Source organism: Amycolatopsis alba DSM 44262 (genome assembly GCF_000384215.1).
GTDB classification, from domain to species: domain Bacteria; phylum Actinomycetota; class Actinomycetes; order Mycobacteriales; family Pseudonocardiaceae; genus Amycolatopsis; species Amycolatopsis alba.
Map to the genome: position 1 here is coordinate 6,251,699 of NZ_KB913032.1, position 26,899 is coordinate 6,278,597.

Annotated in this window: 23 protein-coding genes; 6 read left to right on the top strand and 17 right to left on the bottom strand. The window is 65.4% G+C overall.

The genetic code is table 11. The features are described from left to right. Nucleotides 1-631: 631 nt before the first annotated feature. Nucleotides 632-883 (bottom strand): hypothetical protein, encoded by a 252-nt coding sequence (locus AMYAL_RS0129335; RefSeq protein ID WP_020634849.1) that lies wholly within the window; start codon nucleotides 881-883, stop codon nucleotides 632-634. A gap of 221 nt (nucleotides 884-1,104) precedes the next feature. After that, complete coding sequence (locus AMYAL_RS50140) at nucleotides 1,105-1,332, bottom strand: hypothetical protein (protein ID WP_209447255.1); 228 nt, start codon at nucleotides 1,330-1,332, stop codon at nucleotides 1,105-1,107. Nucleotides 1,333-1,629: 297 nt separating this feature from the next. Between AMYAL_RS50140 and AMYAL_RS46370 the strand changes: the two genes are divergently transcribed. Both AMYAL_RS46370 and AMYAL_RS0129355 read left to right on the top strand, forming a co-directional pair. Next, nucleotides 1,630-4,626 carry an amino acid adenylation domain-containing protein gene (locus AMYAL_RS46370; protein WP_051137561.1) on the top strand — a complete coding sequence of 999 codons (2,997 nt, stop codon included), beginning with the start codon at nucleotides 1,630-1,632 and terminating at the stop codon, nucleotides 4,624-4,626. An 848-nt stretch (nucleotides 4,627-5,474) separates the two neighbouring features. Next, a complete protein-coding gene (locus AMYAL_RS0129355) occupies nucleotides 5,475-6,164 on the top strand; it encodes a hypothetical protein (protein WP_143267733.1) in 690 nt (229 codons plus the stop codon). Nucleotides 6,165-6,333: 169 nt separating this feature from the next. On the opposite strand, the gene AMYAL_RS0129360 is transcribed toward AMYAL_RS0129355, so the two are convergent. Next, nucleotides 6,334-6,534 (bottom strand): hypothetical protein, encoded by a 201-nt coding sequence (locus AMYAL_RS0129360; protein ID WP_020634853.1) that lies wholly within the window; start codon nucleotides 6,532-6,534, stop codon nucleotides 6,334-6,336. A gap of 770 nt (nucleotides 6,535-7,304) precedes the next feature. On the opposite strand from AMYAL_RS0129360, the gene AMYAL_RS0129365 reads away from it, so the two are divergent. Continuing rightward, nucleotides 7,305-8,105 (top strand): IclR family transcriptional regulator, encoded by an 801-nt coding sequence (locus tag AMYAL_RS0129365; protein WP_167336166.1) that lies wholly within the window; start codon nucleotides 7,305-7,307, stop codon nucleotides 8,103-8,105. Between the two features lie 43 nt (nucleotides 8,106-8,148). Here the strand turns inward: AMYAL_RS0129365 and AMYAL_RS46375 are convergent, their stop codons facing one another. The 3 genes from AMYAL_RS46375 to AMYAL_RS0129380 form a co-directional block, all read right to left on the bottom strand. Beyond that, nucleotides 8,149-11,172, bottom strand: coding sequence for an amino acid adenylation domain-containing protein (locus AMYAL_RS46375; protein ID WP_020634855.1), 3,024 nt, complete (start codon nucleotides 11,170-11,172; stop codon nucleotides 8,149-8,151). A 186-nt stretch (nucleotides 11,173-11,358) separates the two neighbouring features. Further along, nucleotides 11,359-12,057, bottom strand: a complete 699-nt coding sequence (locus tag AMYAL_RS0129375) for a thiaminase II/PqqC family protein (protein WP_209447256.1) — start codon at nucleotides 12,055-12,057, stop codon at nucleotides 11,359-11,361. Nucleotides 12,058-12,166: 109 nt separating this feature from the next. After that, the gene (locus AMYAL_RS0129380) at nucleotides 12,167-13,390 is read right to left on the bottom strand and encodes a beta-ketoacyl-[acyl-carrier-protein] synthase family protein (RefSeq protein WP_020634857.1); all 1,224 of its coding nucleotides are present in this window, start codon (nucleotides 13,388-13,390) and stop codon (nucleotides 12,167-12,169) included. A 325-nt stretch (nucleotides 13,391-13,715) separates the two neighbouring features. Between AMYAL_RS0129380 and AMYAL_RS49945 the strand changes: the two genes are divergently transcribed. The 3 genes from AMYAL_RS49945 (at nucleotide 13,716) to AMYAL_RS46380 (ending at nucleotide 16,590) form a co-directional block, all read left to right on the top strand. Then, nucleotides 13,716-14,006 (top strand): acyl carrier protein, encoded by a 291-nt coding sequence (locus AMYAL_RS49945; protein ID WP_167336167.1) that lies wholly within the window; start codon nucleotides 13,716-13,718, stop codon nucleotides 14,004-14,006. Then, on the top strand, nucleotides 14,003-15,226 hold the full coding sequence (locus tag AMYAL_RS0129390; protein WP_020634859.1) for a beta-ketoacyl-[acyl-carrier-protein] synthase family protein: 1,224 nt from the start codon (nucleotides 14,003-14,005) through the stop codon (nucleotides 15,224-15,226). The genes AMYAL_RS49945 and AMYAL_RS0129390 overlap by 4 nt, the downstream gene beginning before the upstream one ends. A 185-nt stretch (nucleotides 15,227-15,411) precedes the next feature. Continuing rightward, nucleotides 15,412-16,590: an aminotransferase class I/II-fold pyridoxal phosphate-dependent enzyme gene (locus AMYAL_RS46380; protein ID WP_020634860.1), complete on the top strand. Its 1,179-nt coding sequence runs from the start codon at nucleotides 15,412-15,414 to the stop codon at nucleotides 16,588-16,590. Between the two features lie 75 nt (nucleotides 16,591-16,665). Here the strand turns inward: AMYAL_RS46380 and AMYAL_RS0129400 are convergent, their stop codons facing one another. The 11 genes from AMYAL_RS0129400 to mhpA all read right to left on the bottom strand — a co-directional run bounded on the left by AMYAL_RS0129400 (nucleotide 16,666) and on the right by mhpA (nucleotide 26,841). After that, on the bottom strand, nucleotides 16,666-17,634 hold the full coding sequence (locus AMYAL_RS0129400) for a zinc-binding dehydrogenase (protein ID WP_020634861.1): 969 nt from the start codon (nucleotides 17,632-17,634) through the stop codon (nucleotides 16,666-16,668). After that, a complete protein-coding gene (locus AMYAL_RS0129405; RefSeq protein WP_020634862.1) occupies nucleotides 17,631-18,392 on the bottom strand; it encodes a polyketide synthase in 762 nt (253 codons plus the stop codon). Before AMYAL_RS0129405 ends, AMYAL_RS0129400 begins: the two co-directional genes overlap by 4 nt. Continuing rightward, complete coding sequence (locus AMYAL_RS46385; RefSeq protein WP_020634863.1) at nucleotides 18,389-19,132, bottom strand: enoyl-CoA hydratase/isomerase family protein; 744 nt, start codon at nucleotides 19,130-19,132, stop codon at nucleotides 18,389-18,391. Before AMYAL_RS46385 ends, AMYAL_RS0129405 begins: the two co-directional genes overlap by 4 nt. A gap of 1 nt (nucleotide 19,133) precedes the next feature. Further along, nucleotides 19,134-20,348, bottom strand: coding sequence for a hydroxymethylglutaryl-CoA synthase family protein (locus AMYAL_RS0129415; protein WP_020634864.1), 1,215 nt, complete (start codon nucleotides 20,346-20,348; stop codon nucleotides 19,134-19,136). Next, nucleotides 20,345-20,590 (bottom strand): acyl carrier protein, encoded by a 246-nt coding sequence (locus tag AMYAL_RS0129420; protein ID WP_020634865.1) that lies wholly within the window; start codon nucleotides 20,588-20,590, stop codon nucleotides 20,345-20,347. Before AMYAL_RS0129420 ends, AMYAL_RS0129415 begins: the two co-directional genes overlap by 4 nt. 7 nt (nucleotides 20,591-20,597) lie before the next feature. Beyond that, entirely contained in the window at nucleotides 20,598-21,542 is a 945-nt protein-coding gene (locus AMYAL_RS0129425) for a biosynthesis cluster domain-containing protein (RefSeq protein ID WP_020634866.1), read from the bottom strand. Further along, a complete protein-coding gene (locus AMYAL_RS0129430) occupies nucleotides 21,539-21,811 on the bottom strand; it encodes an acyl carrier protein (protein WP_020634867.1) in 273 nt (90 codons plus the stop codon). Before AMYAL_RS0129430 ends, AMYAL_RS0129425 begins: the two co-directional genes overlap by 4 nt. 423 nt (nucleotides 21,812-22,234) lie before the next feature. Further along, nucleotides 22,235-23,281 (bottom strand): maleylacetate reductase, encoded by a 1,047-nt coding sequence (locus AMYAL_RS0129435; protein ID WP_020634868.1) that lies wholly within the window; start codon nucleotides 23,279-23,281, stop codon nucleotides 22,235-22,237. After that, nucleotides 23,278-24,144 (bottom strand): dioxygenase family protein, encoded by an 867-nt coding sequence (locus AMYAL_RS0129440; protein WP_020634869.1) that lies wholly within the window; start codon nucleotides 24,142-24,144, stop codon nucleotides 23,278-23,280. The genes AMYAL_RS0129435 and AMYAL_RS0129440 overlap by 4 nt, the downstream gene beginning before the upstream one ends. 10 nt (nucleotides 24,145-24,154) lie before the next feature. Continuing rightward, nucleotides 24,155-25,216 carry an alpha/beta hydrolase gene (locus AMYAL_RS0129445; RefSeq protein WP_026467564.1) on the bottom strand — a complete coding sequence of 354 codons (1,062 nt, stop codon included), beginning with the start codon at nucleotides 25,214-25,216 and terminating at the stop codon, nucleotides 24,155-24,157. Beyond that, complete coding sequence (gene mhpA, locus AMYAL_RS0129450) at nucleotides 25,213-26,841, bottom strand: bifunctional 3-(3-hydroxy-phenyl)propionate/3-hydroxycinnamic acid hydroxylase MhpA (RefSeq protein ID WP_020634871.1); 1,629 nt, start codon at nucleotides 26,839-26,841, stop codon at nucleotides 25,213-25,215. Before mhpA ends, AMYAL_RS0129445 begins: the two co-directional genes overlap by 4 nt. Nucleotides 26,842-26,899: the final 58 nt, after the last annotated feature.

Here is a 26,899-nt window from a genome sequence, read left to right on the forward strand (position 1 = left end):
GGTGGCCTCGGTGTCTCTTCGGAACCGTGTACCTATCCCGCGACAATGGTGTCGAATGGTCGATTCGAATTCGCGCGCACTTGTCGAACTATGCGAGTTTGCGTGCTGCGAACCCTTCCCCCGACTTCGGTGCGTTGGTGGGTTACGCCACTTTTCACAGCTTTGCAGGTCATGTCTGGATCGGCAATTGCGTCACTGGATACCACTCAAATGGAAGGACTTGGACCGGGTCGCCGGTGACGGGCGGTCAGATGGTTCCCTCCTGAAAGTTGTCAAAACTAGGATATCTGGGTGACATTGAGCGATTATTACCGCACGCATGTGCACCATGCGTGTCATCGGGCTGTTCCGACAGGGCGGATGCTCGACCGGTCCGGGTGGATGCCCTTGACATGACCATCCATAAAGGATGCTTTGTCCGTTCTGGATCATGATGACTTCCCGATCGGCGAGGGTCGGTATTCCGCATTGCCGAGTAATCTGGTTTCGCATCCGTACCGGCACGCTTTTGGTGACGGCAATTTTACCGCGATCGGCTCGTCGGAGTGGCGAATGTGCGAGTCCATTACGTGCCATCAAGCGGCGAGTTGACGCTGCGGTGCGGCTCTGAAGGTCGTCGCCGATTTCCGGTTCATCGTGCAGGCAGCCCGTCGGCTCCGGCCAGCACGGTCAAGACGGCGCCGCACTCTTCCTGGTCGACGCCACCCCCGAGATCGCCCAGGAGAATCGTCGCGGTGCCGTCACCGACCAGGTGATCCGCAACGATCAGCCGCTGCTTGCACGTGCAGGCATCACCGGCGTCTTCGTCAGCTGAAGTTTCCGTCGTAGACGAAGTGGTGGTCGACCAGGTCCCGGCGACGACCTTCCAGTCGTCCGGTTCCATGGCCGGGTAGTAGTCACAGAACTCCTTGTAGTCCTGCAGGAGTGTCAGCCCGAGTTCGGCTTCGACATCGCTCCACCGTCGGTTTCTTGGCTATCGGAGGACTGTTCAAGGGGCAGCCGACCGGTGGTGGGAACCGCTTTGTCGGCATGTGGCCGCCCCCTGCTGTGCCCCTGGGGCGAAGAATCAGGCGTCCTCCCCGGTGGGTGCAATGGACGTCATCGTTATCTGATCTGACGGAATTGGCGAGAAAACTGTCTGCGCTTGATGACTGCCGGATCGGAAACGGTGCCGATCGGCTCGGCGAACACTGCGAACCCGGTTCCGGGACCTTCCGCGGTGACCTCAACAGCCGGAGGTTGATGCGGGGCGAGGACGCCTGGGGCCATGGCGGGCCGAATCCGGGCATCGACTGCGGTGCCGATCCGGCGCAGTGCTGTCAGCTCGTCCACCAGGTACTCCCGGACGGCCGCGACATGCCCTGGCGCTGCCTTCACACGACCTCGTAGCCCGCCTTGGTCAGGGTGGCGTTGGTGCGTCTGCCGGGTCCGGGGATCCGGGCTCGTGTGAGTAGTTCGCGCTTCTCCTGTCGTCCGGCGACGTGCGACAACCGTGACAGCGACACACGTCGGACAGAGGCCGTGGACGCCCGCCGAATCGGCCGTGTTAGGGAAGGTTCGGGTGTGGGAATTCCATATGCGAAGGCTTTGCTGATTTCCCGAGGATACGACATTCGAGGAGGATGATCGATGCGCGGCGCTCTTGTTCTTGATTGCTTGGAACGGGCTGTGGTGGAAGTCCCGGACAAAGTGGCGGTCGTCGATCGGCATCGGTCCTTGAGTTACCGTGAGCTCGCGGAGTCCAGCGACAGGGTGGCGGGCTGGCTGGCGAGCCGGGGTGTGGGAACGGGCGATGTGGTGCCGGTCTTGGCGGAGCGGTCTGTCGATCTGGTCACCGCGACGGTGGGCGTCGCGAAAAGCGGTGCCGCGTATGCTCCTGTCGACGCTGGATTCCCCGCCAGGCGCCGTTCGAGCATGATCGAGCAGTGCCGGCCCAAGGTGATACTGGCGGCGACGTCGAACGACGACGTCGATGTGCCTGCCGGTGACGTCGTCCGAATCGCGGACGCTGTCAGTCAGGGTGGCGGAGTGCCGGCTGAAGCAGCCACGGCAACTGGCCTCGACGCCGTCTATGTGGTGTTCACTTCGGGGACTACCGGTGAGCCGAAAGGCGTTGTCGTCGAACACAATTCGCTCGCCAGGTTGATCGACTGGCACAACGCGCGGTTCATGATGAGGCCAGGTTGTCGCAGCACGTTGATGGCCGGCGTGGGTTTCGACGTCTCGCAGTGGGAGATCTGGTCGGCGCTGGCTTCCGGGGCGACGATACATGTCGTCGAGGACGAGATCCGCGCGGATCCTGAGGCACTGCTCGATATCTACGCCGAACAGGCGCTCACCCACGCGTATGTGCCGACCGCGTTGGTCCCTCGGCTGGTGCGCAGCGAGCAACCGGGCTCCTTGCGGTTGCGCTATCTGTTCTGCGCGGGGGAGAAGCTTCATCCGGTGGCGACCGCCGAGCTGCCCTACACGGTCGTGGACTACTACGGCCCGACGGAGGCGACGATCTATGCGACCTGTCGGGTGCTGCCGCAGCAGCGCGAGCACGCCCGGCCTTCGATCGGGCACCCTGTCGCCGACACCGAGGCGTTCGTTCTCGACGAGGGTCTGGGCGAGGTACCGAAGGGTGAGGTGGGTGAGTTGTGTCTGGCGGGCGGTGGTCTGGCCAGGGGATATTTGAACAGCCCCAAGCTCACTGCCCGGCGCTTCGTGCAAAGTAGTCGGCTCAAGCGGCGGCTGTACCGCACCGGGGACCTGGCCCGATGGCTGGACGATGGCACGCTGGAGTTCCTCGGCCGCCGTGATGACCAGGTCAAGATCCGCGGCTATCGGGTGGAACCAGGGGACGTGGAAGCGGCACTGCTGAAACTCCCGGAAGTGCGCTCGGCGGCGGTCGTCGCGGCCGGCACGGCGAGCGCGGATCAACGGCTGGTCGCGTTCCTCGTGCCCGACGACCCGGACACGCAGGAGGACGAGCTCGTCGCCGACGTCCGCGCAGGTCTGCAGCCCGAACTGCCCGATTTCATGGTGCCCGCCGTCTACCGGGTCGTCACGGAGCTACCGACCGCCGCCACCGGCAAAATCGACCGTATCGCGCTGCGTGAAAACGCGGCGACCACACAGCCTGCCCGCCCGGATCGGAAGGGGTTCGGCAACGAGACCGAACGGGCTATCTCCGTTGTGTGGGAGGAAATCCTCGGGCATTGTCACTTCGGTCCCGACGACGCCTTCCTCGAGGTCGGCGGGGACTCGATGCTGGCTGCCTCGGCAGTCCAGAAGATCGGTGCGCGCGTCGGCGCGAAGACCCACATCCGCGACGTGTACGAGTTCCCGAGTATCCGGATGCTCGCCACCGAACTCGGCCGGCGCACCAGCCGACGTGGCGCTGTCACCGACGGCGAGCCGGTCCGTGAGCTGCGGCGTGACATCGCCCTCCCAGCCGGGTTCACGGTATCCGGGGAGCCAGAGCCGGACGCGCTGGCCAGGCCACGGCACATCCTGCTCACCGGGGCCACCGGATTCGTCGGTATCCACTTGCTGGACGAACTGCTCACCACCACCCAGGCACACCTGCACCTGCCGATCCGCGGCGCCGGCACCGCGCTCGCGACCGACCGGCTCCGCCGGCTCGCCCGCCGCCACCGGCTCGAACTCGACTTCGGCCGCATCTCGGTCTATCCCGCGGATCTGCCGGAACGGGAACTGGGAATCGACGAAGCGGACTACCGGCGGCTCGCCGAACAGGTCGACCTCGTCTACCACTCCGCCAGTGCCGTCAACTTCATCCAGCCGTACTCCTTCATGAAACGTGACAACGTGGACGGACTGCGGCAAATGATCGCCTTCGCCGTCGCAGGCAGGACGAAGCCCCTGATCCTGCTGTCGACCATCTCCGTGTTCAGCTGGGGCCACCTGTTCACCGGCAAGACGTGGATGCGCGAGGACGACGACATCGACCAGAACCTGCCCGCGGTCAGCACCGACATCGGCTACGTGCGCAGCAAATGGGTCATGGAGAAGATCGCGGATCTCGCAGCCGAACAGGGGCTGCCGCTGATGACCTTCCGGCTGGGCTACGCCACCTGTCACAGCCGCACCGGGGCGTGCGCGGACTACCAGTGGTGGGGACGGCTGGTGCAGACCTGCACCAGCCTGCGTGCCATCCCTGATCTGCGGGAGCTGCGTGAGGGCCTGACGACCGTCGACTACATGGCCCAGGCCATTGCCGCCGTGTCCCGCCGCCCGCAGGCTCTGGGACAGCACTTCAACCTCGTCCCCTCACCTGAACAGGCCATCACCCTCACCGAGTTCTTCGACCTGCTCACCCGCCATTGCGGCCAGGACTTCACCGTGCTGCCGTTCAAGGACTGGGTGGCACAGTGGGAGCAGAACCCCGCAGCTCCGTTGTATCCGCTGCGCAGCATGTTCACCGACGACATGCACGAGGGACAATCCACCGTCGAGCTCTACCAGAACACCTACCGCTGGGACACCACCAACCTGCAGCGCTACCTCGTCTCGACAGGCGTCCGCGAACCCGAATTCACCCCGGAACTGCTCAACCGCTACCTCGACCATGTACAGCGAAACCAGGAAATACGGTCTGACCTGGCGTCAGATACCTGAAGGAGTTCGTCTTGCCTGCCGACCGCCATCCAGAGGTAGACGGTATCGCCGCCGCACTCAACTGAATTCATGGCCAGGTTTCCGTCGGGAATCTTCCGTCACGTGATCAGGCTGAATACGATACCTATCCGCCTTTTCCTGAATCCGGCGGAGTTGTACCGTTCGCTACCGACGACGCGGGTGGCGCGTTCTTCTGACTTCTTCGGACGTCCGACCCCGACAAGTGGCACGTGATATACCTGAGTCGGCACAGTCCGGACGCGTGGATGCGAAGAAGACGGACGATGACGTCAGTGATGCTCGAACTCGCGAAGAGTCAGGGTAAGCAAAATGTCCCCGGCTGGGACATGTCGCGGTATGAACACTCATTCGACCCGTTCGTGCTCGGCGGTGAGGCGTTTCCTTACTCTGGCAAGGATGCGTAGGCTGTCGTGGAAAGCCGAGGCCGGATTCCCGCTGCGTGGCTGGAATCCTAAGTGGTCTTTTCGCCTCGATGCCTGCTCGCCGAGGTGGGCTGGTCGACGGCGCGGACGGGGTGCGGCTGTTCTCCGACCCGGCGACGTCGTAAAAGATTCCCGCGCTCGAGCGTGAGGGCTTTCGCGAGCTGGCCCGGTACACACGGCCAGGTGACCGGCTGACCGTCTCAGAGCTGACCGGGGCTGTAGCCCAGGGCGCGGGCGGAATCGCGGATCGCCGACGGCGCCCGATAGGTGATCACATTCGCCACCTGGTTGTGAATGGTGTTTGAGACTGACCAATGACCGCTTTGATGACCGCTGTGCGTAGTCTGACGTGTCGTCGGCCCAGGTCTCGGCAGCCGACGCTACGGCCAGCTGCAAAGTAGAACGTTGCAGCTGGTCACGAGCTCGGCGCGGCCGTCCTGGATTGACCCCAGGCCAGGCGTGGTGGATCTGGTGAAGGTCGATTCGACTGGGTTCGGCAAATACTCCTTCGGTACCCCCTCCGGCGAAGTCCTTCAGCCGCTGGGCGGTATCGGCGGCGCGCGGACGGCACGTACCGTCAGACCTACGGCGACACGGAGGCGCGGCATGGCTACTTTTATGGGGATCCTGGCGTTTCTGGCGTTCCTCGTGATTGCCGGCTGGTGCTGCATCAAGTACGACAAGTACGAAGAGGCAAGGACTGCCGACGCGGGTGCGAAGACGAAGGTCATTGAGAAGAAGCCCCCGGCGCCGCGGCTGGTGCCGCCGCAGAATCAGCAGGTGCCCGCCGCGCGGCCGTCGACCGTGCCCGATCCGCCGATCCGTTCGGAACCCGCGGCTCACCGGCCGGCCAAGCCCAGCGCGCAGGGCGACGGCAACCCGGTCAGCCCGGTCAACGACGACTACCACCGCACCAGTGACGGCTGGAACGTCGTCAACGGCGGCGGTAGCCACCACCACGGCAGCGGTAGTCACAGCAGCGGCAGAAGTAGCCACGGCAACAGCCACCACCATGGCAGCAGCAGTCACCACGACAACAACAGCAGCAGCCATGACAGCAGTAGTTACAACAGCGGCAGTTACGACGGGTACTGACCGCGCCGACAGCTTCGCTGAACCGGTCATCACGTGGTCGCGGGAGGTCGAGGACGCGATGGGCACGCTCGCGCTCGCCGAGCTGGACATGCTCAACGCCGCCTGCGACCGCGTCGTGTATCTCGCCGGAACTCGACACCGTGTTCACCGCGCACCCGCACGCGGAGATCTATCGGTCGTTTCCTGGCTGCGGCCCGGTGATCGGCGCCAGGTTGCTGGGGAGGTCAGTGACGACCCGCCCGGTTCGCCACCGCGCGGGCCACGCGCCGTTGACGCGGGCCTCGGGCAGCGGCGCCTCGGTGAGCCACCGCAAGATCGCGAACAGATGGCTGAAAGGCACCGGACGCCAATGGGTGTTCGCCACGCTCACCGGCCCTCTGCTCGCGGAACGAGCTCCACTCCGCGAGCAGAGGCACTGTATGGGGCAGGTCTGCTCGCGGGGCGTCGGCACTCGTGGTGTCGCGCGGGCGAGCCGAAAGGTGCCGACAATGATCAAGCCATTTCCGCTGTAGGAGCACATCTCGGGGCCTGATTACTCTGGCTGGTCCTGCGGGTTCGTGGCGGCAGGTTGCGGAACGGTCATGCCCTGCTAGGTGGGGCCAAGGCGAGTGACTGCCCTCAAGTTTCACGGACGCTGGGTACCGGTCATCACCACAAGGGTGAATGCGGTCGGTAGGCATCAAGTGGGTTGTCTTAGCGCAAGAGCCACCTCGTATCACTTCAGGTTACGCACCGTAGTGGCTCTTCTTGGTGATGGCGTGTCTTCCCGACGCTGGGTCGGACACTTCGCGACCGGTCGTATGGCCGTGCATATCGGAATCTTAACCGCATCAGATGTGTTTCGGGCAGGTGTGGCGTCGCGCGTTTCCGGGTAACGCGTCCGTGTAAATACGATTTCTGAACCTCGGCCCTGTCGCGTCGGGAGCCTCATCTGGTGATCTTTGGGTATTGAAGACAGTGGTGGATAAGCTGATCTGGCATTGAAATCACATTTCGATCTGTGGCGAAGGAGTCGTTCCGTGGTCGACCGATCGGTGGTGTCAGCCAGTCGGCGGGCCATGATCTAATAAACGGTGGTTGATGTGGAATTACCGTCCGAAGTCGTGTACATGCATCCTATTGATCCGAATGGTCGTTGCGATGGATCCTGAGCTGGAATTGAAGTCCGCGAAGAACCGTGAAAAAGGGGGAATAAGTCAGTTTGTCGGAAGAATGATGACAGTGCTCGAGGCAATTCAGGTCTCGGTGGAACCTCCGGGATTGGCGGACATCGCGCGGCGCACGAGGCTTCCGAAGAGCACTGTTCATCGGCTTTTGGTCAAGCTGGTCGAGCATGACGTAGTTCGGCGTCAAGCCGATTGCTATATGCTGGGGCCGACAATGTGGCGCCTTCTGGAAGAAGGCTATCCAGGGTCCGAATTTCTGCGTCAGGCGATCAAGCCGGTATTGGTTCAACTGTACTCGAGGACCGGGTACATTGCTGGGCTCGCGGTTCCAGACGACTCGACGGTAAGATTCATTGATACCGTATATGACGAGGTTTACCTGCCGGCCATCAAGCGAATAGAAAGCAGCTCCCTGCTGCAGGACAGTGCTGCGGGAAAGATTCTTCTCGCCTACGATCGGAACCTTGCGACCGGGTTGGTGTCGCAACTCGGGACGGGATTGGAGCGCGAACTGTCCGCGATCAGAAAACGGGAGATCGCGATAGAAACGGGGGCCAGTATCTCCGCTGTCGCCATCCCGGTTTTCGATGCCGAGCGTAAGCCGGTGGCGGCGTTGAGTCTCGGTGCGTACTCGGATCGGTTTCAGTCCGGATTGGCGCGTGCCATGTTGCGTCGCGCGCGCGATCACGTGACCCTGCTCACGCGGTGTCATGCCGCCGGGGCGTACACGAGGCACCGGCGGCCTGCCAAAAGCCTTAGACGCCGAAGCCGGTGACACCACTCTCGCAGTGTCCCGGCACTGGTCGGCAGCACGACCTTCACGTCAGGAAGCCGATCCTGTGGAAGTAGTCGAGGTAGTGGTCTATCAGGGCAGCATCGACCGACGGGCAGTGCAGACCGGAGTCCGCGAGAGCGGCCGCTGTCTTCCGCCTGCCGTATCGCGGGAACGTCTCAGTGAGACCGGCTTGGATCATCGAGGTCGATCCACCGGTGAACAGGGGAAGGTAGGGAGCCAGCGGGCAAGCCGGGTCGGTCTTCGAGTGCCTCGTCGTCTCGGCCATCCACTGTCGGTAGGGCAGGGTCCGGATCTCGTGTCCACGGGCACGGAGGCGGTCGATGACGAGGGACAGGTCGGCGGGGCGGGCGTTGGTGAGGTGGTATGTTTCCAACCCTGCCGGTAGCCGCGTCGCCAGGTAGAGCAGGGCATCGGCGGCGTAGTCCGCTGGAACCAGGTCGAGCGGCAGGTCCACATCTGGCGCGATACCGGTGTCCGCGATCGTCTTCACCAGCGCGCAGACCAGCGTGTCGGTGTTCCAAGCGCCGCTGTCGGTGCTGCCGCTGATCTCGGAGGGACGGTAGACACTCACCGGCAGCCCTTCGGCCGCGGCCCGGCGCAAGAGACTCTCCGCCACCCACTTCGTCTGCGGATAGCCGGTGGAGAGGCGCTCCGGGCGTTCGGGAAGCTGGTCTTCGGTGAGGTGGTCTCGCCCGGCGAGGATGTCGATCGTGGACAGGTGATGGACCGGTTTGAGGTGGTGCGTGGTGGCCAACCGCAGAATGGTCCGGACGGCGTCGACGTTGGCCGCACGCAGCGCGGAGTACGGGTAGAGGAAGTTGACTTGCGCACCGCTGTGGATCACGCTGTCGACGCGCCGGGCCAGCTGGTCGAAGCGCGCGCCGGTCAGACCAAAGCCGGGGCTCGCCAGGTCACCGACGACAGGCACGACACGCTCCGGGAAGCGTGCGCGAAGGCCGAAGCGGTCCAGGGCGGCGCGGATCCGTGTGCGCGCATGCTCTTCGTCGGAGGCGCGGACCAGGCAGTGGACGGTCGCTTCGGTAGAACCGAGCAGACGATCCAAGAGGAACGAGCCGAAGAACCCGGTTGCACCAGTAAGCAGTATTTCGCGGGGTTCGCCCGATCTCGCCGCCAATGGAGAGCGGAAGTCGAGGTCCAGTTCCTGGCCTGCCTCAGCATCGAAGTCGATCTCCTCGGGCTGATTGTCGCCGGTGAGGATCTCGTCCAGAACCCGTGCGAAGCCGCGTACGGTTCCGGTGCCCAGCATCGCGCGGACGAGTTGGGGTGTGTCTTCGGCAGGAATTTCGAGCTTGTGCTGGAGCGAGGCGACGGCGTGCACGACGTGCAGTGACTGCCCACCCCGCTCGAAAAAGTCATCGTCACGGCCGAAGGACGGACTGGCCAGCAGGCTTTCCCAGGTCTCGGCGACAAGCCGCTCGTTGGTTCCTTCGGGTGCACGTCCGGAGCCGGGCTCGCGCGTGGTGGAGAGGCGGCCCCGATCGACCTTCCCGTTGCGGTTCAACGGCAGTTCGTCCACGACGTGTACCGATGCGGGGACCATGAACCGCGGCAGTCGATCACCGATGTGCGCGCGCAGCCGACGGCCGAAGTCGAGGTCGCCGTCCTCGTTCCGGGTTCGGCGGGACCGCACCGTCCATGCCTCGATGTGCCTTCGTCCGTCACGGGATTCGCGAACGTCGGCGACGGCGTCGGCCACATCGGGATGGGTCGTCAACATGCTTTCGACCTCGGTGAGTTCGACGCGGTAGCCGCTGACCTTGACCTGCCGGTCCGCGCGGCCGAGGAAGTCGATGGCTCCGTCCTCGCGCCAGCGCGCACGATCTCCCGTGCGGTACAGGCGTTCCCCATTGGCGCTGGGGAACGGGCCGGTCACGAAACGTTCCCTGGTGCGCGCGGGGTCGCCGTCGTAACCGAATGCCAGCCCGCTGCCACCCACCCACAGCTCGCCGTCTTCGCCGATGTCCGCCTCGCGCCCATCAGGGAGGACGATGTGAGCGACGGAATTGGCGGCCGGGCGTCCGATGGGCACGGCGTTGTCGTGGTCACCGATCTCGGTGATCTCCTGCATGGTGCAGAAGATGCCGTTCTCGGTGGGGCCGTAGGCATTGATGAAGCGCTGGGGCCTGCCATGGCGCAGAATTGATCGGGCCGCTGTGGGATTGAGCGCGTCGGCGGTGGAGACAAGGTAGCGCAGGCGAGCGAACATCCCCGGCCGCCAGGCGACGAGCTCGTGAAGGACACCGGCGCTCAATACCAGGACATCGGCCTGTTCGGCCTCGATCCGGTGGGCGAAGGCATCGGGAGACAGCATCGTGTCGGTGTCGAGCAGTACCAGCCGTGCTCCGTTGAGCAAAGCTCCGAAGATCTCGAATAGTGAAACGTCGAAGGTCATGCTGGCACAGGCCAGCCAGGTGTCGCCGGCGTGTGTTTCCAGCTGCGGATTTCCGACGACGAGACGCGACGGTGCGCGATGGGGCACACTGACCGCCTTGGGCCGGCCTGTCGTGCCGGAAGTGAACATGATGTACGCGGCGTCGGTGGCGGTCCGGTCGGCGGCAGGGGGAGCCGCGGGGCCGGTGCCACGGTAGTCGGGTCCCCACGGGATCCTGAGCAAGGGCAAGCGGCACGCTGCCTCCGGATCCGCGACCAGGGCACGGACTCCGACCTGACGGCACATCTGATCGAGCCGGTTGTCGGGATAAGTGAGGTCGAGTGGCACGTAGACACCGCCGGCCTTGAAGACGGCGAGCATCGCGGCGATGGCGTCGGTCGTCGTCGAGATCTGCACGCCGACCCGGTCGCCGGGCTCGATCCCGTTGTGCCACAGGCGATGGGCCGTCGCATTGGCGATGCGGTCCAGCTGTCCGTAGGTCAGTGTCGTGCTGCCATCCGTGACGGCGGGTGCTTCCGGGGCCTTGCGCGCGACGGCTTCGAACAGCCGGTGCAGCGGCTGATCCGCCGGGTACCGGGTCGTGGTCGCGTTCCGCTCGGAGGCAAGGACGCGCCGGTCGATGTGGGTTTTCACAGAACCTGTCCTCCGTGGTCTGGTGAGCCTGCATTAGGCGGAATGAGCTGCTTCTCGTCTTCGGTTCCGCGGCGCAGGACGCTCCTCGATTCGAAGCGACGCTCACGTGATCGGCCGCCGCGGCGGCCTGGTCCAGGGGCCATCGGGGCTCGCTCTGGCCCCCGGACCGAGGGGCGAACCGGTGCTCTACAGGTCGGCCGCGCGCCAGAAGGCGGCGAGGTGCTCGTCGATCAGCATGACAGTGTCGACCGCCTCCTGGAGGCTTTCACCGTTGGCCACGCCGTTCGCGACGACGGCCAGTGATTTGTCGAGAACCTCATTCGGCCGTTCCTGGTACGCGGCGAAGTAGTCGACTACCTCCTTGGGCAGCCCTGGGTGCTTCTCCAGAATCGGCGTCAGCAAGGCCGAGGCGTAGTGCCACAGGGTGACGTCGACGTACACTGCGAGCGCGATCGCCGTGGAGTTCGCGTTCAAGCAGAGCCAGTTGATGAATCCGGCGTAGGTGTAAGCGGCTGAATCGAGCCGGTGACCGGGATGTTCGTCCAACTGGGTGCCATAGGCGACGCCGGCAGCGCTGATGCCCTTCTTGTCGTCGCGGACCATCTGAGTAAGGTCGAGCAGGTAGTCCATGACCGGCGTATTGGGAAACCGGGCGATGGCCTGCGCGAGCGGAACCATCACGTTGTCCAGGGTCGCGTTCTCCAGCCGCACGATAGCGTGGAGATTGTCATCACTCAGTTCACCGTGTCGAGCCTTCGTGACGAAAGAGTTGTCGACGGCGATGTGCTTCATGATTTCGGTCAGCCTGTCGGCGACAGCGCCCGGTTTTCCCTGGTCGGCCTCGGAAACAATAATACGATGATCCCTTGTGGTGCTCGTGGTCACGGTTCCTCAATTCCTCTCTATTTTTGAGTGTTGTCATTTTTGAGTGTTGTCCAGATCAAGGCGGTTCACTGCGAGATGACCGTTGACTCCGCGAGTCGCGATTCAGCCATCAGGGGCGAGTCAGGACCAGGGACGCGTTCAAGCCGCCGAAGCCGAAGGAGTTGCTGAGCACCGCCTGGACCGGTTGATGGCGAGCCGTGCCTGCCACGAGATCGACGGTGATGTCCGGGTCTGGGTCGATCAGGTTCGCGGTGGGCGGGATGACCGATTCCGTCAGCGCCAAGATCGAGTAGGCCGCTTCGAGTGCTCCTGCGGCACCGAAAGTGTGGCCGGTGACGCCCTTTGTGGAGCTGACCGCGACAGTGTCACCGAGGCCTGCCGAGATGGCCTTGCATTCCACCTCGTCGTTTCGCCGTGTGGACGTGCCGTGCGCGTTGACGTAGTCGACGTCGTTTTTGCCGATGTCGGCGTCGGCAAGGGCCGCGCGGATCGCCCGCCTGGCACCGGCTCCGGCCGGGTCGGGACGGAGCATGTGGTATGCGTCTGAAGTCGCGCTGTAGCCTGCGACATCGGCCAGCCGCGGGGCTCCCCGTGCACGGGCATGCGCGTCGTTCTCCAAGACCAGGATTCCGGCGCCTTCCCCGAACACCAGCCCGTCGCGACTGGCGGCGAAAGGCCGTGACGCACCCAGGGGGTCATGGGTGCGCCGGGACAGAGCGCCCAGGCGGAAGAAACCGGCTACTTGGAGCGGCGTGATGGACGCGTCGGTCCCGCCCGCCAGCGCCACATCGACGATGCCCGCGCGGATGAGATCGCGAGCGATGCCGATGGCGCTGGTACCGGACGCGCATGCCGTGGCGATCGTCATGACCGGGCCCTGCAGTCCAAAGCGGATCGACAGTTCACCCGCGGACGAACTGAGCGGTCCGGTGATCATGGTGCGTGCCGCGACCGCGGCGGCGTCGTGCCGCAGAAGCTGCGCCTGCTGGTTCTCCATGGTCGCCGTGCCGCCTGCCCAGGTGCCGAGAACGACCGCGAATCTGGTCACGTCGGTGTCGGCAGGACGCAAGCGAGCCCTGGCGAGGGCTTCCTCGGCCGCGACAAGCGCCATCTGGGTGGAGCGGTCCGTGTTGTCGGCCTGTCTCTCCCCGAGGGTCTCGGCCGGTTCGAAGTCCATTGCCCCGCAAGCAAAGTCGACGGGGTGTCCGGCCAGCGCGGGGTGCGGTGCCGCGGCCGGCTGCCCGGCCCTGATCCGTGCCCAGTTGTCCTCGACACCGATTCCGGCCGCGCTGACCATACCCATGCCGGTGACCGTGACCTGCGTTCGACTCATGTCAGGGTCACCCGTGCCCGCGCCGGATGAGCCGCAGGCGACACCGGCGTCACGAATGCCGATCGTGCTCGCGGGGTGAGGCGGGGTTTCTCCGGTGTAAGGCCGTGTACCAAAGGGTTCTTGATCGGGTTCATGGGAATTCGTCTCCGACGGTAGCTCGGTGTCGAATCGGTCCTGCGGCAGGCCGATATTCGCGGACACTTCGCATCGTGAAGCAAGTGAGCGACCGGGTCGAGCGCTCGTCCCGTCGGACGGAACGCGTGCTCGCCGACTCCGGCGGGATGGCCGTAACGTCGGTCTCGCGATAAGGGAAGCATCAATCATCGTGCGCAATTTCGGCTGTCAGTTTCGACCTACGACGATTGGAGTGGCAAAGGTGCAAACCTACGATGCCGTTCGCGACCTGCTGGTGGACGAGTTCGACGTAAACCGAAGGAATATCGAAGGGTCCCTGACCCTCAAAGAACTCGGTCTCGATTCGGTGGCTCAGATAGATCTCGCGATGCGTCTTGAGGAAGTCTTCGAGGTGGACGTGACGGACGACGAGGTGCTTACCGCCTCGACTCTGGTCGGCGTCGTGACCTTGGTGGAAGACAAGCAAACGAGCGCAGCGTGAACTCGCCCAGGGTGGTGGTCACCGGGATGGGACTGGTCAGCGCCGCCGGTACGAGCCTCAGCGAGAACTGGCGGCGCGTGATCGCGGGCGAGCCCACCGCCGCTCGCGATCCGGCGCTCGCCGGTTGCCCGATCGATTTCACCTGCCGCGCACCAGACTTCGAGCCATCCCGTTATCTGGGGAGACGGGGTGCCGCGACCGCGGACCGGTTCACTCAGCTGGCGCTCGTCGCCGCCGACGAAGCCGTGTCCGAGGCCAAGCTACGCCTCGACGAGACCGACCTGACGCGGTTCGGCGTCGTCATCGGCACCATGTCGGGCGGCATGACGACCATCGAGAGACAGCACGCTCGGCTGCTGGAGGGAGGATCCAGCACGGTATCGGGACGCACCATGCTCATGGGAATGACGAGCGTGGCGGCGAGCGCGCTGTCGATTCACCACGGACTGAGAGGCACTTGCTTGACCGTGTCCACGGCGTGCGCCTCGGGGACCGTCGCCATCGGAACCGCCTGCCAGCTGATCAGATCGGGCACGGTGGACGTGGTGCTGGCCGGGGGTGCGGATTCTCCGCTGACACCGCTGCAGGTGGCCGCGCTGGACCGGCTGAGCGCGCTGTCCCGGCGAAACGACGACCCTGGTCGAGCTTCACGCCCCTTCGATGCCGACCGCGATGGAGCCGTTCTCGGCGAAGGTGCGGGTATTCTGCTGCTGGAGAGCGAAAGCCACGCCATGGCACGAGGGGCACCACAACTGGCCGAGATCGCCGGCTACGGCGACAGCTCGGACGGCTACCATATCGTCCAGCCCGATCCCGATGGGGCCGGTGCGCAGAGCGCCATGCGGGCCGCGCTCGCCGATGCGGGTTTGAGCCCGAGGGACGTCGATTACATCAACGCTCACGGCACCTCCACGCGCTCGAGCGACGAGATCGAATGCACCGCCATCTCCGCGATTTTCGGCGACTCGCCCGCGGTGAGCTCGACGAAAGGGGTCACCGGGCATACTTGCGGTGCCGCCGGCGGTCTGGAAGCGGCGTACTCGATACTCGCTCTGCGGGACTCCTGCGTGCCACCGACAGCCAACCTGACGGATCCGGACCCCTCGATCAAAGTGGACCTGGTGGCCGACCAAGCGCGTCATGCGCCCCTGCGGGCGGTCATGAGCAATTCCTTCGGCATCGGCGGGCACAACGCGTCGTTGGTCATCACGTCACTTTGACGCCGTCGGCACCGAAATCAATCTCGTGAAAGGAGACTCGAGGCGACATGGAACAGGCAAGTGGTGAACGAGCCCTGGGCATGTTCACGACCATGAGAGGAAACCACCTCCTCGATCGAATTGGTCCTTTCGAGCGGTGGCGCCGGACTCACTCGGAGAAAGGGCAGTGGGGGTATCACCAGGAGATGCTCACGGCGCCCAGCCTGCGACGCCCGACGCTTCGTGACGAGTACGCGCGTGAAGCCTCGGGCGTCAACCTGCTCAGTCAGGACTACCTGACACTGAGCACGCACCCGGAGGTGCGCCGAGCGATCGTCGAGACCTTGGAGACGTACGGTCCGCACAGCGGCGGATCACCGGTCGTCGCAGGTGAGACAAGCCTTTCGGCGCAACTGCGCGACGAACTCGCCGGTCTCACGGGCATGAAGGACGTCGTGTTGTTCCCGACCGGGTGGGCCGCGGGGTTCGGCGCGGTGAACGCGCTGGTCCGGCGGTCCGACCACGTCGTGGTCGACGAGTTGACGCACGCCTGCATGCAGGAGGCGATCGCCGCGAGCCGCAGCCCGAATGTGACGCGGTTCCCCCACCTGGACAACGAGTCAGTGCGTTCCACGCTGCGACGCATCCGATCCGGCGACTCCAAGAACGGAATCCTCGTCATCACCGAGAGTCTGTTCTCGCTCAATTCCGACACTCCCGACCTGGCGGATCTGCAGAGGATCTGCCATGACCATGACGCCGTTCTCCTGGTCGATTCCGCCCACGACATCGGTGTCATGGGGCCCAACGGCCACGGGGTGGCCGCCCAGCAGGGGATGAGGGGACAGCTGGATCTCGTCGTGGGTTCGTTCAGCAAGGTCTTCGCGACCAACGGAGGGTATCTGGCGGCCAATTCGGACACGGTCACCCAATACGTCCGGTACTTCGGCAGCACTCACATGTTTTCTTCCGCGCTGACTCCGCTTCAGACAGCCGCCGCCTTGGCCGCGGCGCGGGTCATCACCTCGGAGGAAGGAGGCCGACGGCGAGCCGCGGTCATGCGAAACGCCGAGATCTTGCGCAAGGAACTCGGGAAGGCCACCGGGAGCACCCTGCTCGGGCAACCGTCGCCGATCGTGCCGCTCGCGGTCGACTCGCTCGCGGTGGGAAGAGAGGCGATGGCCATCGCGCAATCGAACGGGGTTCTGCTCCACCTGCTGGAGTTCCCGATCGTCCCTCGCCGTCAGGCGCGATACCGGCTTCAGCTCACCAGCTCGCACGAACCTGCCGAGCTCGTCGAGGCCGCTTCGATCCTGGCCGAGGCGATCGCTACCGCCTGGCAGCGGCACGGGGCCGCGGAGAACCCTGTCGTGAGCACGACTTGACACCGGAACACAGCGGCTGCCGGGCTGTCCCGCAAGCAGCGGGACAGCCCGGCATCCGCGAAATCCTGGCCGGTTTCACCAGGTGAAGACGATCTTTCCGGTATGTTCTCCGGCGATCATCCGGCGAAACCCTTCATGGGCCTCACTGTGGTGAAAGACGCTGTCGATGTCCGGCCGCAGATTCTCCCGCTCCATGAACGCGATGAGCTTGCGGAGTTCTTCCAAGGTGCCGCTGGTGGAGCCGACCACGCGCAGCTCGTTCCAGAAGATGCGATTGAGCAGGGCGGGCGGGGTGCCGCCGGTCGTGGCGCCGGTGACGACGACCGTTCCGCCGGCGCGCAAAGACCTGATGGAGTGAGCCCAGGTGGCCCGGCCGACGCTCTCCATGACCGCGTCCACCGGCGCCGGCAGCGATGCGCGGTGCGGGAAAGCCGCGTCGGCGCCCATGTCCAACGCCGCCTGGCGCTTCTCCGCCGTACGGCTGGTCACCCACGTTCGTATCCCGCCCGCGGTGGCCAACCGGATCAGCGCCGCGGACACACCGCCTCCGGCGCCCTGGACAAGGACTGTGTCGCCGGGTGTGAGGCCGGATTTGGTGAAGAGCATGCGGTACGCGGTGAGCCATGTCGCGGTCAAGCAGCCGGCTTCGTCGAAGGAGAGCGCTTCGGGTTTGCGCACGAGGGCGATACGCGGCACGGCGACCAGTTCGGCGAAGGTGCCGGGGCGATGGTCGCTGAGCAGACGGTGCTCAGGATCGCGAGCAGGATGCCCGAGCCATTCGTGAGCGCATTCCATGCCCCAGATGATCACTTCGCGGCCGGTGTCGTCTACGCCGGCCCCTTCACAGCCGAGAATCATGGGATACTTGCCGGCAGCCAGCCCGTTACCCTTGAGGGTCCACAGGTCGTGGTGATTGAGGGCGGCCGCCCGTATTGAGACGACGGTCCAGTCGTGGTCGGAGGGGACCGGGGCGGGCTGGTCTCCCACGTGCAGGGCGGCCAGCGGATCCCGAGGTTCGGAGCGCTCGGCGTAGATGGCTTTCACGTGACCTCCATACTGGTGGGCGGTCCATAGCCGGTCGCCACGCGTTCGCGCACGGCCGCGAGTTCCATCGACGCGAGGTGAGGTTCGAGTTCGACGGCCATCGCGGTGTCGGTCTCGGCGAGCACGCGTCGCGCGAGCTGCTGCTTCACCAGTTCGATCGAACGTCTCGGCGCCCGAGCGATGCGGGTGGCGATGGTGGTGGCCATGTCATGGACGCGGTCGTGGGGGAGAATCAGTACGGGCGCGCCGCGGGACCGAAGCTCGGCACCTCGGTAGCCTCGCGCGGTGAAGATCATTTCGGTACCCAAGGACTCGCCCATGCGGGACGGGACGATGTGGGTCGTTCCCAGATAGGGAGCGATCCCGTACTGGAGAAAGTTCGCCGCGTAGACGCAGCGCTCACTCAGGACCGGCACATCGGCGTAGAGGCCGAACACCAGGCCGCCGCCGATGGCGTGACCGTTCATCGCGGCGACGACGGGCAGCGGGCAGCGGGCGAAGATTCGGGTGAACTTCTCGTAGTCGTCCGCGTGTGTGCCGTCGGTCTCGAGCAAGACGTCACGCGGAGCGCCGGAGCAGAAGATGTCCGGCAGCCCGGTGACGACGATGGCCTTGACCTCCGGGTCGTCGGCGGCGGCCGGCAGCACGCGTTCGAGTCCCCGGTACAGCCGCGGTCCCAACGCGTTGCGGCCTTCGACGTCGGCCATCGTGACCTGGGCGATGGGGGCCGTGATCCGGAGCGTGACCGGGGGTGTCATCGGCTCGGTTTCCGCTGGTGCAGCGCCGTGAGACGATGCCGGATACGAGGGTCTTCGAGACGTTCGGCCAGCGCGGCGGAGATGAGTTCGTCCCGGCCTGCCGGGAGCGGGGACAGCGCGCACCGGTAGCGTTTGAGGGCTTCCAGAGCGACGCGGTTCGCGCTTCCGAGCTGCCTCAACCGCCGCCGGAGTTCTTCCTCGGGGTCGTGTGCCCAGCGATCGGCGAGCCCGCTCTGTACCGACCGGGTCGCAGTTACTTCTTCGGCGGTCAGGGCCCATGAGAAGGCACGATGGAGCCCGATGCGTTCAGCGAGGAGGGGCAGCACCACGGCGGGAATCAGACCCAGCAGCACCTCGGTGAGCCGGAAGGTCGCCCGCGGGCCGACGATCACCTGGTCACACGCGGCCGCGAGCCCGACGCCGCCGCCGAGGGCGGCACCATCGACGACGGCGATCGTCACCAAAGAAGAACGTTTCAACCGAGTGAGCAGCTCTCGCACCGGCGTCGGGTCCAATTCCCAATCCGCGGCGGTCGGATCACCGAGGGACATGCCGGCGCAGAACGTCCGTCCCCGCGCGGCGAGTACGAGCACATGGACAGTGGGATCTGCCTCGGCGCGGTCCAGAGAGTCCAGAAGCAGGCGCACCGGCTCGTCGTCGAGACGGTTGTCCGTCGCGGGACTGGCGAGGGTCACCCGTGTCACGTGCGGTCGTGAGTTGTCCACGATGACCGACTTCATTTCACAACCATTCGTAGTGACGGTGATAGTGATCCACCTTGCCGAGTGCCAGCGTCGGCGGACGATCAGGGATACCGCCGAGGAAGTCCTGCCATCGCAGGAGGTCGATCTGACGGTCGGGCTTGGGAACGAGGCATTCATGCGTCTCGTCGAGCAGCCGGGAGTACAAGGAAAAGTCGATTTCCTGTCGATCGCGCAGTCTGTCGGCGATGCGCATACGGCCCACCGTCGTCCGGGCACTTGCCTGAACGCGTCCGCTGAAGAACTCCGAGGAGCAGCCCGAACCGTACGAGTACAGCCCGATCGGGCTGTCGTCGACCTCCGGTGCGGTGTCGATGACACTGCACAGGGCGAGATAGAGCGATCCGGAGCTCAGATTGCCGACGAGGCGTGGGTAGGTCAGGGACGGGAGAAGACGGCGCTCGAAATCATCGACGATCGTCAGGCCTGGCGCGAACTTCCGAGCCATGCGGCGGTGGGCCGCCTTGACCATGCCCGCGAACGGGGTGTGGAACGCCAGATGCTCGAAGGATGCCGAGAAGTCGGTGCCGGGAACACGATGTGCGTAGTGCTTGAAGCTTTCCTCGAGGCATTCCAGGTAACTCAGCAGCGATCGGTCCGCGTCCCAAAGATCCAGTGTCGGCGTCGGCCGGGAGGTGTCCATGATGTCGAAGCCGCAAAGTCCGGCGGCGCCTGGATCCAAGGTCATGACCGACGGACGGTCGCTGACCAGGATCGCCGCCGCGCCGTGACCGGTTGCGGGCTCGGCATACCCGTTGCCGGCGTCAAGCACCGTGATGTCGGTGGCGATGATCAAAGCCTTGGCGCCAGGCGGAAGAAAGCCGGCCGCGAGCTGCACCATGGCGGTGGCGCCATAGCAGGCCTGTTTGACCTCGAGAAGCCTGCAGTTACGTGAAAGTCCGAGCTGGCCGTGAACATAGGAGGCAATCGACTTGCTGTAGTCCAGTCCGGATTCCGTCGACGTGACGAGCAGTTCGATCCTGTCCCGTTCCTCCTGGCTGAGCGTGTCCAAGAGAGGCTTCGCCGCGTTGACGGCGTTGGTGACCGGATCTTCGAAGGGGAGCTGGACCGAGCGCTCCGTCATCATGATGTTGCCGAGACGTGAGAGATCGAGGCCTCTGCCCTCGAAGAGAGCGCGGACAGGGATCCGGGCGAGTCCGCAGTAGACGTTGATGGCCTCGATGCCGGTGCTCATGCGGACCTCACCAGATAGTCGACAAGCTCTCGGATGTCACGGAGTGATCCGAAGTTCGAGAGAGGCAGATCGATGCCGAGCAGGTCGGTCACCTGGACGATGATCTCGACCCTGTCGACCGAATCCGCGCCGAGGTCCCTCAAATGCTTGTCGGGGTGGATCTGTTCCGGGCCGGTTCCGGGCAGGATATCGGCAATCACCTTGTGCAGCGTGTGTGTCACTTCCTGTTCGGTCTGGGTCATGACCGATCTACTCCTCGGTGAGCATGCGGATACTCGCGACCGCGAGCAGTCGATTTTCGGCCTGATGCCGGATCACCACTTCGGCGACATGGTCGTGCGGGTCGGTCCGGGACTGACGGAGCCGCACGACGATGTCGAGGGTCGACTCCAGGTCGGCGTTGCCGAAGTAGCAAAGCCGGTGATCCAGTAGCCGGCGTCCGATGAAGTCACGTTCGCGGCGGCCCAGGTGAAGCCACAGCCGGAGCAACGCGGTATCGATGATCGAGAAGAACGACGCGAAGTAGACTAGTCCGACGCCGTTGATGTCCCGATTTCCGTCTACGCGATAGGTGGTCGTGTAGTCCCCGAAAACCGGTATGTAGCCACTGGTTTCCGGGAACCTTTCCTTCTTGCGCACGGATTGACAGATGGCTCGCGGCGAGTGGTCACCCGGAATTCGGGGGAGATGGTCGTGCCGGAAATCCGTCGGCGCGGATCTGACGAGGTCGGCGTTGCTGCCCGTGCGGCTGCGAGAGATCCAGCGGTTGAAGTTCTCCACGTAGAGGCACTTCGGGGAGCGGCGTTCGTAGAACTCGGCCGGGTCCAGCGTTCTCGGTGGTGTGTCACCGGCGAATTCGACTCTGTGCAGGGTCAGCACCGACTCGCTGCCGCAATCGAAGACCTGTGAAGTGACGCGTAGTTCGTCTCCGATGGTGAACAGGTACGGATCGATCAGGTCGCTGCCGACGGTCCGGAAATAGGTGAACGCGAGGTAGGTGGGATCGTCGAACGAGTTGCGTGCGCGGAAGACGTTGGTCTCGCACGCTGACGTGACTGCCTCCCAGGTCCAATCGCCAAGCTGCCCGAAGAACAGTGAATTGTGCCCACACATCGTCGGGGTCAAGGTCACCTCGCGCACCAGGGCACCCGCGGCCACCTGGGCGATTTCGGGCTTGACGAGCGCGGGGATCACCGCAGAGCCGTCCTGCTGTCGGCAAGCTTCTCCGCGACGAACTCGGCAAGCTTCTCGAGGGTGGTCGAATCGTGCACTACCTCGGCTCGCTCCTGAAGCCCGTATTTGTTGTTGATGTTGTCCATCAACTCGACACTGGTCACCGAGTCGATCCCGATCTCGGAGAACGCGTCTTCGGCTCCGAATTCATTGGGCTCGCAGTACAGGAGCTCGGCGATGTATCCGCGCAGGGTTTCCCGTATGGAGGTCAGGTCGGCATCGTTGGTCATTGTGGCCCTCCAGATTTTTGGGCGATGGGGCGTTCGGTTCTCGTTCCGGCGCGCGCCATGCTTAAAGGCAAGCGCAATTGGCGCTACGGGACAAGCGCGTGTCCCGTCGGGCGGAACGGGACGTCGCGCTCACGAGGGCGCGGCCCAGGCAGTCCCACGCTCAGGCAGTCCCGGAGAACTGCTCCGTCGAGCGCGACACGGCTGCGAGCTCTACGCTCGGCACAACACTTCTACACAGTGCAGATTTTTCGTACGGTGGAGGAAGTTCATGACAAGGGGTGCGGGTCGTGGTCAGTCACCGCGGCAATGCGGCCGGGGCTGGAGAAAGACGACGGAACAGGTGTAGGCCGTAGGTGGGACTGCCGCTGTTCTCCAGCTCGACATCCGGGTCAGACGCTGCGGAGACCGACGGCAGGGCGCGGCTCATAACGCTTCCGCCAGGAGTTGTTCCAGCTCGGCTCGCCCCACAGGGCGGGGGTTGGCGTACGGGCCGGTCAGTACCTCGTCGATCACCGCGCGCAGATCGGATTCGCGAACCCCGAGTTCGGACAGCCGGAGCGGAGCGCCGAGTCCGCGCGCCAACGACTTCAGCGCCGCTACCGGGTCGTCGTCGTGCAGGGCGCGGGCCAGCGCGGCTCGTGCCCTGGGTACCGCGGGCAGGTTGAAGGCGGCGACGTGGGGGAGGACGATCGAGTGGGTTTCGGCGTGCGGCAGGTCGAGTTTCCCGCCGAGTACGTGACAGAGTTTGTGATGCAGGCCCATGGCGGTCGCGCCCAGGCACGCGCCGCACAGCCAGGCACCCCGCAGCGCGGCGGTCCGGGCGGTCGGATCCGAGGGATGCTTCCCGATCGCGGGCAACGCGGCGGCCAGGTCCCGCACTCCCTGTTCGGCCATCGCCGTGATGACCGGAGAACCGTCCGGGGCGTAGAGCGCCTCGACGGCGTGAGCCACCGCGTTGAGACCGCTGGTGGCCGAGATCGCGACCGGCAGCGACAGGGTCAGTTCGGGGTCGTAGACGACAGTGCGGGGAAGGACGCTCCGATCCCGGCCGGTCTGTTTACGCGCGTTGTCGGTGATCCCCCAGATCGGGGTCATCTCCGAACCCGCGTAGGTGGTCGGCACCGCGAGGACCGGCAGTCCCAGCCGCAGTGCGAGTGCCTTGCCCAGGCCGATGGTCGATCCGCCGCCGATCGCCACACAGCCGTCGGCGCCGAGTTTCTCCGCCGACCCCTCGGCGGCGATAACGGTCTCCCGCGGCACATGCATGCGGGCGCGGTCGAAAACGCCCACCGCCGTGTCGCCCAGCAGGTCCGAGGCTCGTTCGGCGAGTTCCCGTTGGTCCGGCGTGGACAGCACGAGCACCCGCCGGAGCGTCAGTCGACGGGCTTCCTCGGGTAGGTGCCCGATGCTGCCGGCGCCGAAGACGACACGCATCGGAAGGGCTTCGTACACAAAGGAATCGAGGGTCATTCCGGCGCCTCCTCCGGTGCCAGGCGGATGTCGAAGTGCGCGCGCCTGAAGGGAATTTCGACGCCGTAGTCGTCTGCCTCGGCCTGGTCACGTGATTCCGGGAAGTCCACGACGAGACTTTCCTTCACGGCGAAGACGGCGTCGCTGTCTATGTACGGGCTGTCGGCGACGAACATGTGGGTCGTCAAGGTCTTGTATCCGGGGGTTTCCGCGATCACGTGGATGTGAGCGGGCCGGTAGGGATGACGCCGGGACGCGGCGAGCAGTTCCCCGACCGGACCGTCGGTCGGGATCGGGTAATGGCTCGGCACCACGGTACGGAACCAGAACCGGCCGTTCTCGTCGGTGCGGAACAGGCCGCGCCCATTGCCTCGTGGCTGCGTCTCCGGTCGCTGGACGTCGTAGAAGCCGTTCTCGTCGCATTGCCAGATGTCGACGGTGGCACCACCGAGAACCACTCCGTCGGCACCGGTGACTGTTCCGGTGACGACGCAAGGGGTTCCCGTCCCGAGCTGGTCGATGGACTCGCCGAGTTCGCGTTCCGGTGACTCGACCATGTGGAACGGGCCGAGCACGGTTCCTTCGGTGCCGTGCGCGTCGCCGTTGATCGTCTCCACCAGTGTGGAGATCCCCAGCACGTCGGACAGCAGCACGAACTCCTGACGGGTGTCGTCGCTCTTGTGGCCGACCGCGGTCAGGAAGCCGATGGCCTGCTCCCACTCGTCGTGGGTGGGCCGCAGCTCGCGCACGGCGGCATGGGCGTGGCGGGCCAGCGTGGTCAGGATCTGTTTCGTCCGCGGATCGGGCGTGTTCCGGAAGCTGTCCATGACCGCTTCGAGGGTGGTGTGTTCGTCGAAGTCCATGTCGGCCCTCTCAGTCTCGCCGCGCGAGCCGGTCCGCGAACCAGTCCGCGACGTAAGCGGTTCGTTCGGTGGCGTGGTTGTAGATGGTGTGCTCTCCGTCGTCCCAGATCCGCAGCGTGGTGTCATCGTGCGTCGCGGCGTCCAGGAACGGTTTCTGGTCGGCCTCGGCGACGATGGGATCCCGCCCGCCGTGCAGCACCAGAACCGGGCAGTCGATGCGATCCTCGGGTTTCAAGGCGATGCGGTCGAAGTTTCGCCGGATCGCGTCCGTGTCGGTGGTGCCGAGCATCGCCGCCGCTTGCTCGGCGTAGGTGCGGAAATCGAGGAGCCGCGGGCGGGCGGGCCCGCCGTTGACGCATACCGCGGCCACCCGGCGGTCGGAGGCGGCCGTCGTGCCGGCGAACAGTCCGCCGTTGCTGTTCCCCCACAGTCCGACGGGCCCGAGACCACCTCGCGCGAGGACGTGGTCGACGAAGGCGCTGTAGGCCGCCCGTACGTCCACGTCCAGCAGCACTCCGCCTTCGAGCCTGGACTCGCCCTGTCCGGGCCCCTCGGCGAGCAGCGCCGCCAGGCCTCGTCGGTTCAGTGCCTCGGCTTGCCGGACGTAAGCCGGGCCCCACCCGCTCTGGCCGCCGAAGACCACGACGGTCCCGGTCACCGGGCTGGGTGGGCGGATCAGCCAGCCGAACAGTCGCCCGCCCGCGAACGGGATGCCGACGTGCTCCCATCGCGGATTCCGCGATGCCCCGGCCGCCTCGAACGCGTCGGTGAGCCGGGTGTAGAGCTCGCGTTTACGTGGCCCGTCGAAGTTGTAGGCCATCTGCGCGAACAGGTAGCAGGCCGTGGCCGCGAGATACGCCTCCTCGGCGGTGACGACTCGACCAGCCTCCGCGGCGGCCCTGGCGCGAGCGCGCTGCCGGTCGCCGAGCTCCTCGGCCGCGACGTCCCACGCGATCCCCGCTCCGGTGAGCGTCTGGAGTTCGAGAATGTCGGCGTAGTCCATCCCGCAGTCCAGCATGCGGGTGGGAGTCATGGCGCGCCACAGGGTTTCCGCGGGAGCGAGCGCGTTCATGCCGGAACCCCGGCCGATGCGGGAGCCCAGTGCAAGCGGTCGCGGAGTTCTCCGATCACCGCGGGCAGCTCAGCCAGCGGCCCCGCCCAGAAAAGATGGAAATCCGGACGGCCGACGAAAGCCTCCACATCGTGGTCGCGCAGGAAATCGCGGTAGGTACCATCGACGTCCGCCACCGAGTCCCGCGCGCCGGGAACCAAGGTCGCCATCGTGACACCCAGTCCGGCCAGGAAGTCCAGCTGTTCGCCGGTCAGGGCCTTTCGCGGATCCGTCGCGCTCACCAGGCTGAACCCGCGGCCGACGACGTCGTCGAACAGCCCCTGGACACCGTCTTTGACCACCACACCCTGAGGTGTCAGGGTGCCCGCCAGTGGTGACGGCCGTCCGTCCTCGCCATGCCGGACCACGCCCGCCACGATCGCCGGGAACGGCGGAGGTGGGGGCGCCGTGCCGTCACGGAAGGCCTGATCCCGAGCGGCCGCGGCGGCCGGGTCATGGGTGTTGGCCACCCGGCCCAGCATCGTCGACGTTTCGGTGATCGTCGTGGCGTGCGGGCGCCGTTCGGCCTCGTAGGTGTCCAGCAAGCCGTCTCCGGCCAGGCCGCGCAGCACGAGATCGAGCTTCCAGCCGAGGGTGATGCCGTCGCGCATGCCGGAGCAGGCTCCCTGGCCCAGATACGGCGGCGTGGTGTGCGCGGCGTCGCCCGCCAGGAACACGCGCCCGGCCCGCCAGCGTTCGGCGATGCGGGCTTCGAACCCGTAGACCACGTTCCGCAGGATTTTGACGTCGTCGGGGCCGAGCCCGTGCGTCTCGCGCAGCCACGACCAGGCGTAGCCGGGGTCCTCGAACATCGCGACGTCCTCACCGGGCAGGACGGCCAGCTCGAAGCGTTGCCTGCTCTTGCCGATCGGCATGAACATGTGGCCTCGGACCGGATCGCAGAACTGTGTCGTCCGGTCGAACCGTTCCGGCAGCGGGCGCAGCCGTTCACAGTCGATGTTGAGCCAACTGTCCCGTACGCCGAGGTCGCTGCGCTCGATGCCGAGAGTGGCGCGGACGAAACTGTTCGCCCCGTCGGCGCCGACGAGGTACTTCGCGGTGACGGTCCGTTCCTCCCCGGCGTGTGCCCACTGGCCGGTGCGTGACTTCGTCCACGGGCGGGCGGTGAGCTCGACACCGTCGTCGGACGGATGAACGTTCACCACGGCCCAGCCCTGGTTGACCTCGACGGTGCCCGAGGCCCGGACGTGCTTGTCGATGCTGTCCTCGATGTCCGGCTGGTACATCGCGATATGCGCCGGGTGACCACTTGACGTGCCTCGCCAGTCGATCTCGAACAGCAGTTCGCCATGACCGTTGAAATAGCGGTAGTTCTCCAACGGCGACGCGTCCCGCAAGGCGAGTTCGAGGTCGCCGACGGCCTGGATGGTCCGTGCGGTCTCACCGTCGATATGCGTCAACCGCGGCAGCCCGTACAGCCCCGGCCACCGTTCGAACACCACCACCCGATGTCCCGCCTTGCCAAGGGCAGAGGCCAGAACGAGACCGGTCGGGCCGTACCCGACGACCGCGACGTCGTATTCGTGGATCATGTCGCCTACTCCCGCGTCGACCAGGAGCGCCACTGCTCCTGCTGCTGGGAGGCGACGCTAAACGCGGCTTTCCGCCACATCGATCCTCTTC

Excerpts from the sequence above, each read along its gene's own strand:
- AMYAL_RS0129335 (WP_020634849.1), bottom strand. The coding sequence starts at position 883 with ATGGAACCGGACGACTGGAAGGTCGTCGCCGGGACCTGGTCGACCACC.
- AMYAL_RS46370 (WP_051137561.1), top strand. The coding sequence starts at position 1,630 with ATGCGCGGCGCTCTTGTTCTTGATTGCTTGGAACGGGCTGTGGTGGAA.
- AMYAL_RS0129365 (WP_167336166.1), top strand. The coding sequence starts at position 7,305 with ATGGATCCTGAGCTGGAATTGAAGTCCGCGAAGAACCGTGAAAAAGGG.
- AMYAL_RS0129380 (WP_020634857.1), bottom strand. The coding sequence starts at position 13,390 with ATGAGTCGAACGCAGGTCACGGTCACCGGCATGGGTATGGTCAGCGCG.
- AMYAL_RS46380 (WP_020634860.1), top strand. The coding sequence starts at position 15,412 with ATGCTCACGGCGCCCAGCCTGCGACGCCCGACGCTTCGTGACGAGTAC.
- AMYAL_RS0129405 (WP_020634862.1), bottom strand. The coding sequence starts at position 18,392 with ATGACACCCCCGGTCACGCTCCGGATCACGGCCCCCATCGCCCAGGTC.
- AMYAL_RS46385 (WP_020634863.1), bottom strand. The coding sequence starts at position 19,132 with ATGAAGTCGGTCATCGTGGACAACTCACGACCGCACGTGACACGGGTG.
- AMYAL_RS0129415 (WP_020634864.1), bottom strand. The coding sequence starts at position 20,348 with ATGAGCACCGGCATCGAGGCCATCAACGTCTACTGCGGACTCGCCCGG.
- AMYAL_RS0129420 (WP_020634865.1), bottom strand. The coding sequence starts at position 20,590 with ATGACCCAGACCGAACAGGAAGTGACACACACGCTGCACAAGGTGATT.
- AMYAL_RS0129430 (WP_020634867.1), bottom strand. The coding sequence starts at position 21,811 with ATGACCAACGATGCCGACCTGACCTCCATACGGGAAACCCTGCGCGGA.
- AMYAL_RS0129435 (WP_020634868.1), bottom strand. The coding sequence starts at position 23,281 with ATGACCCTCGATTCCTTTGTGTACGAAGCCCTTCCGATGCGTGTCGTC.
- AMYAL_RS0129440 (WP_020634869.1), bottom strand. The coding sequence starts at position 24,144 with ATGGACTTCGACGAACACACCACCCTCGAAGCGGTCATGGACAGCTTC.
- AMYAL_RS0129445 (WP_026467564.1), bottom strand. The coding sequence starts at position 25,216 with ATGAACGCGCTCGCTCCCGCGGAAACCCTGTGGCGCGCCATGACTCCC.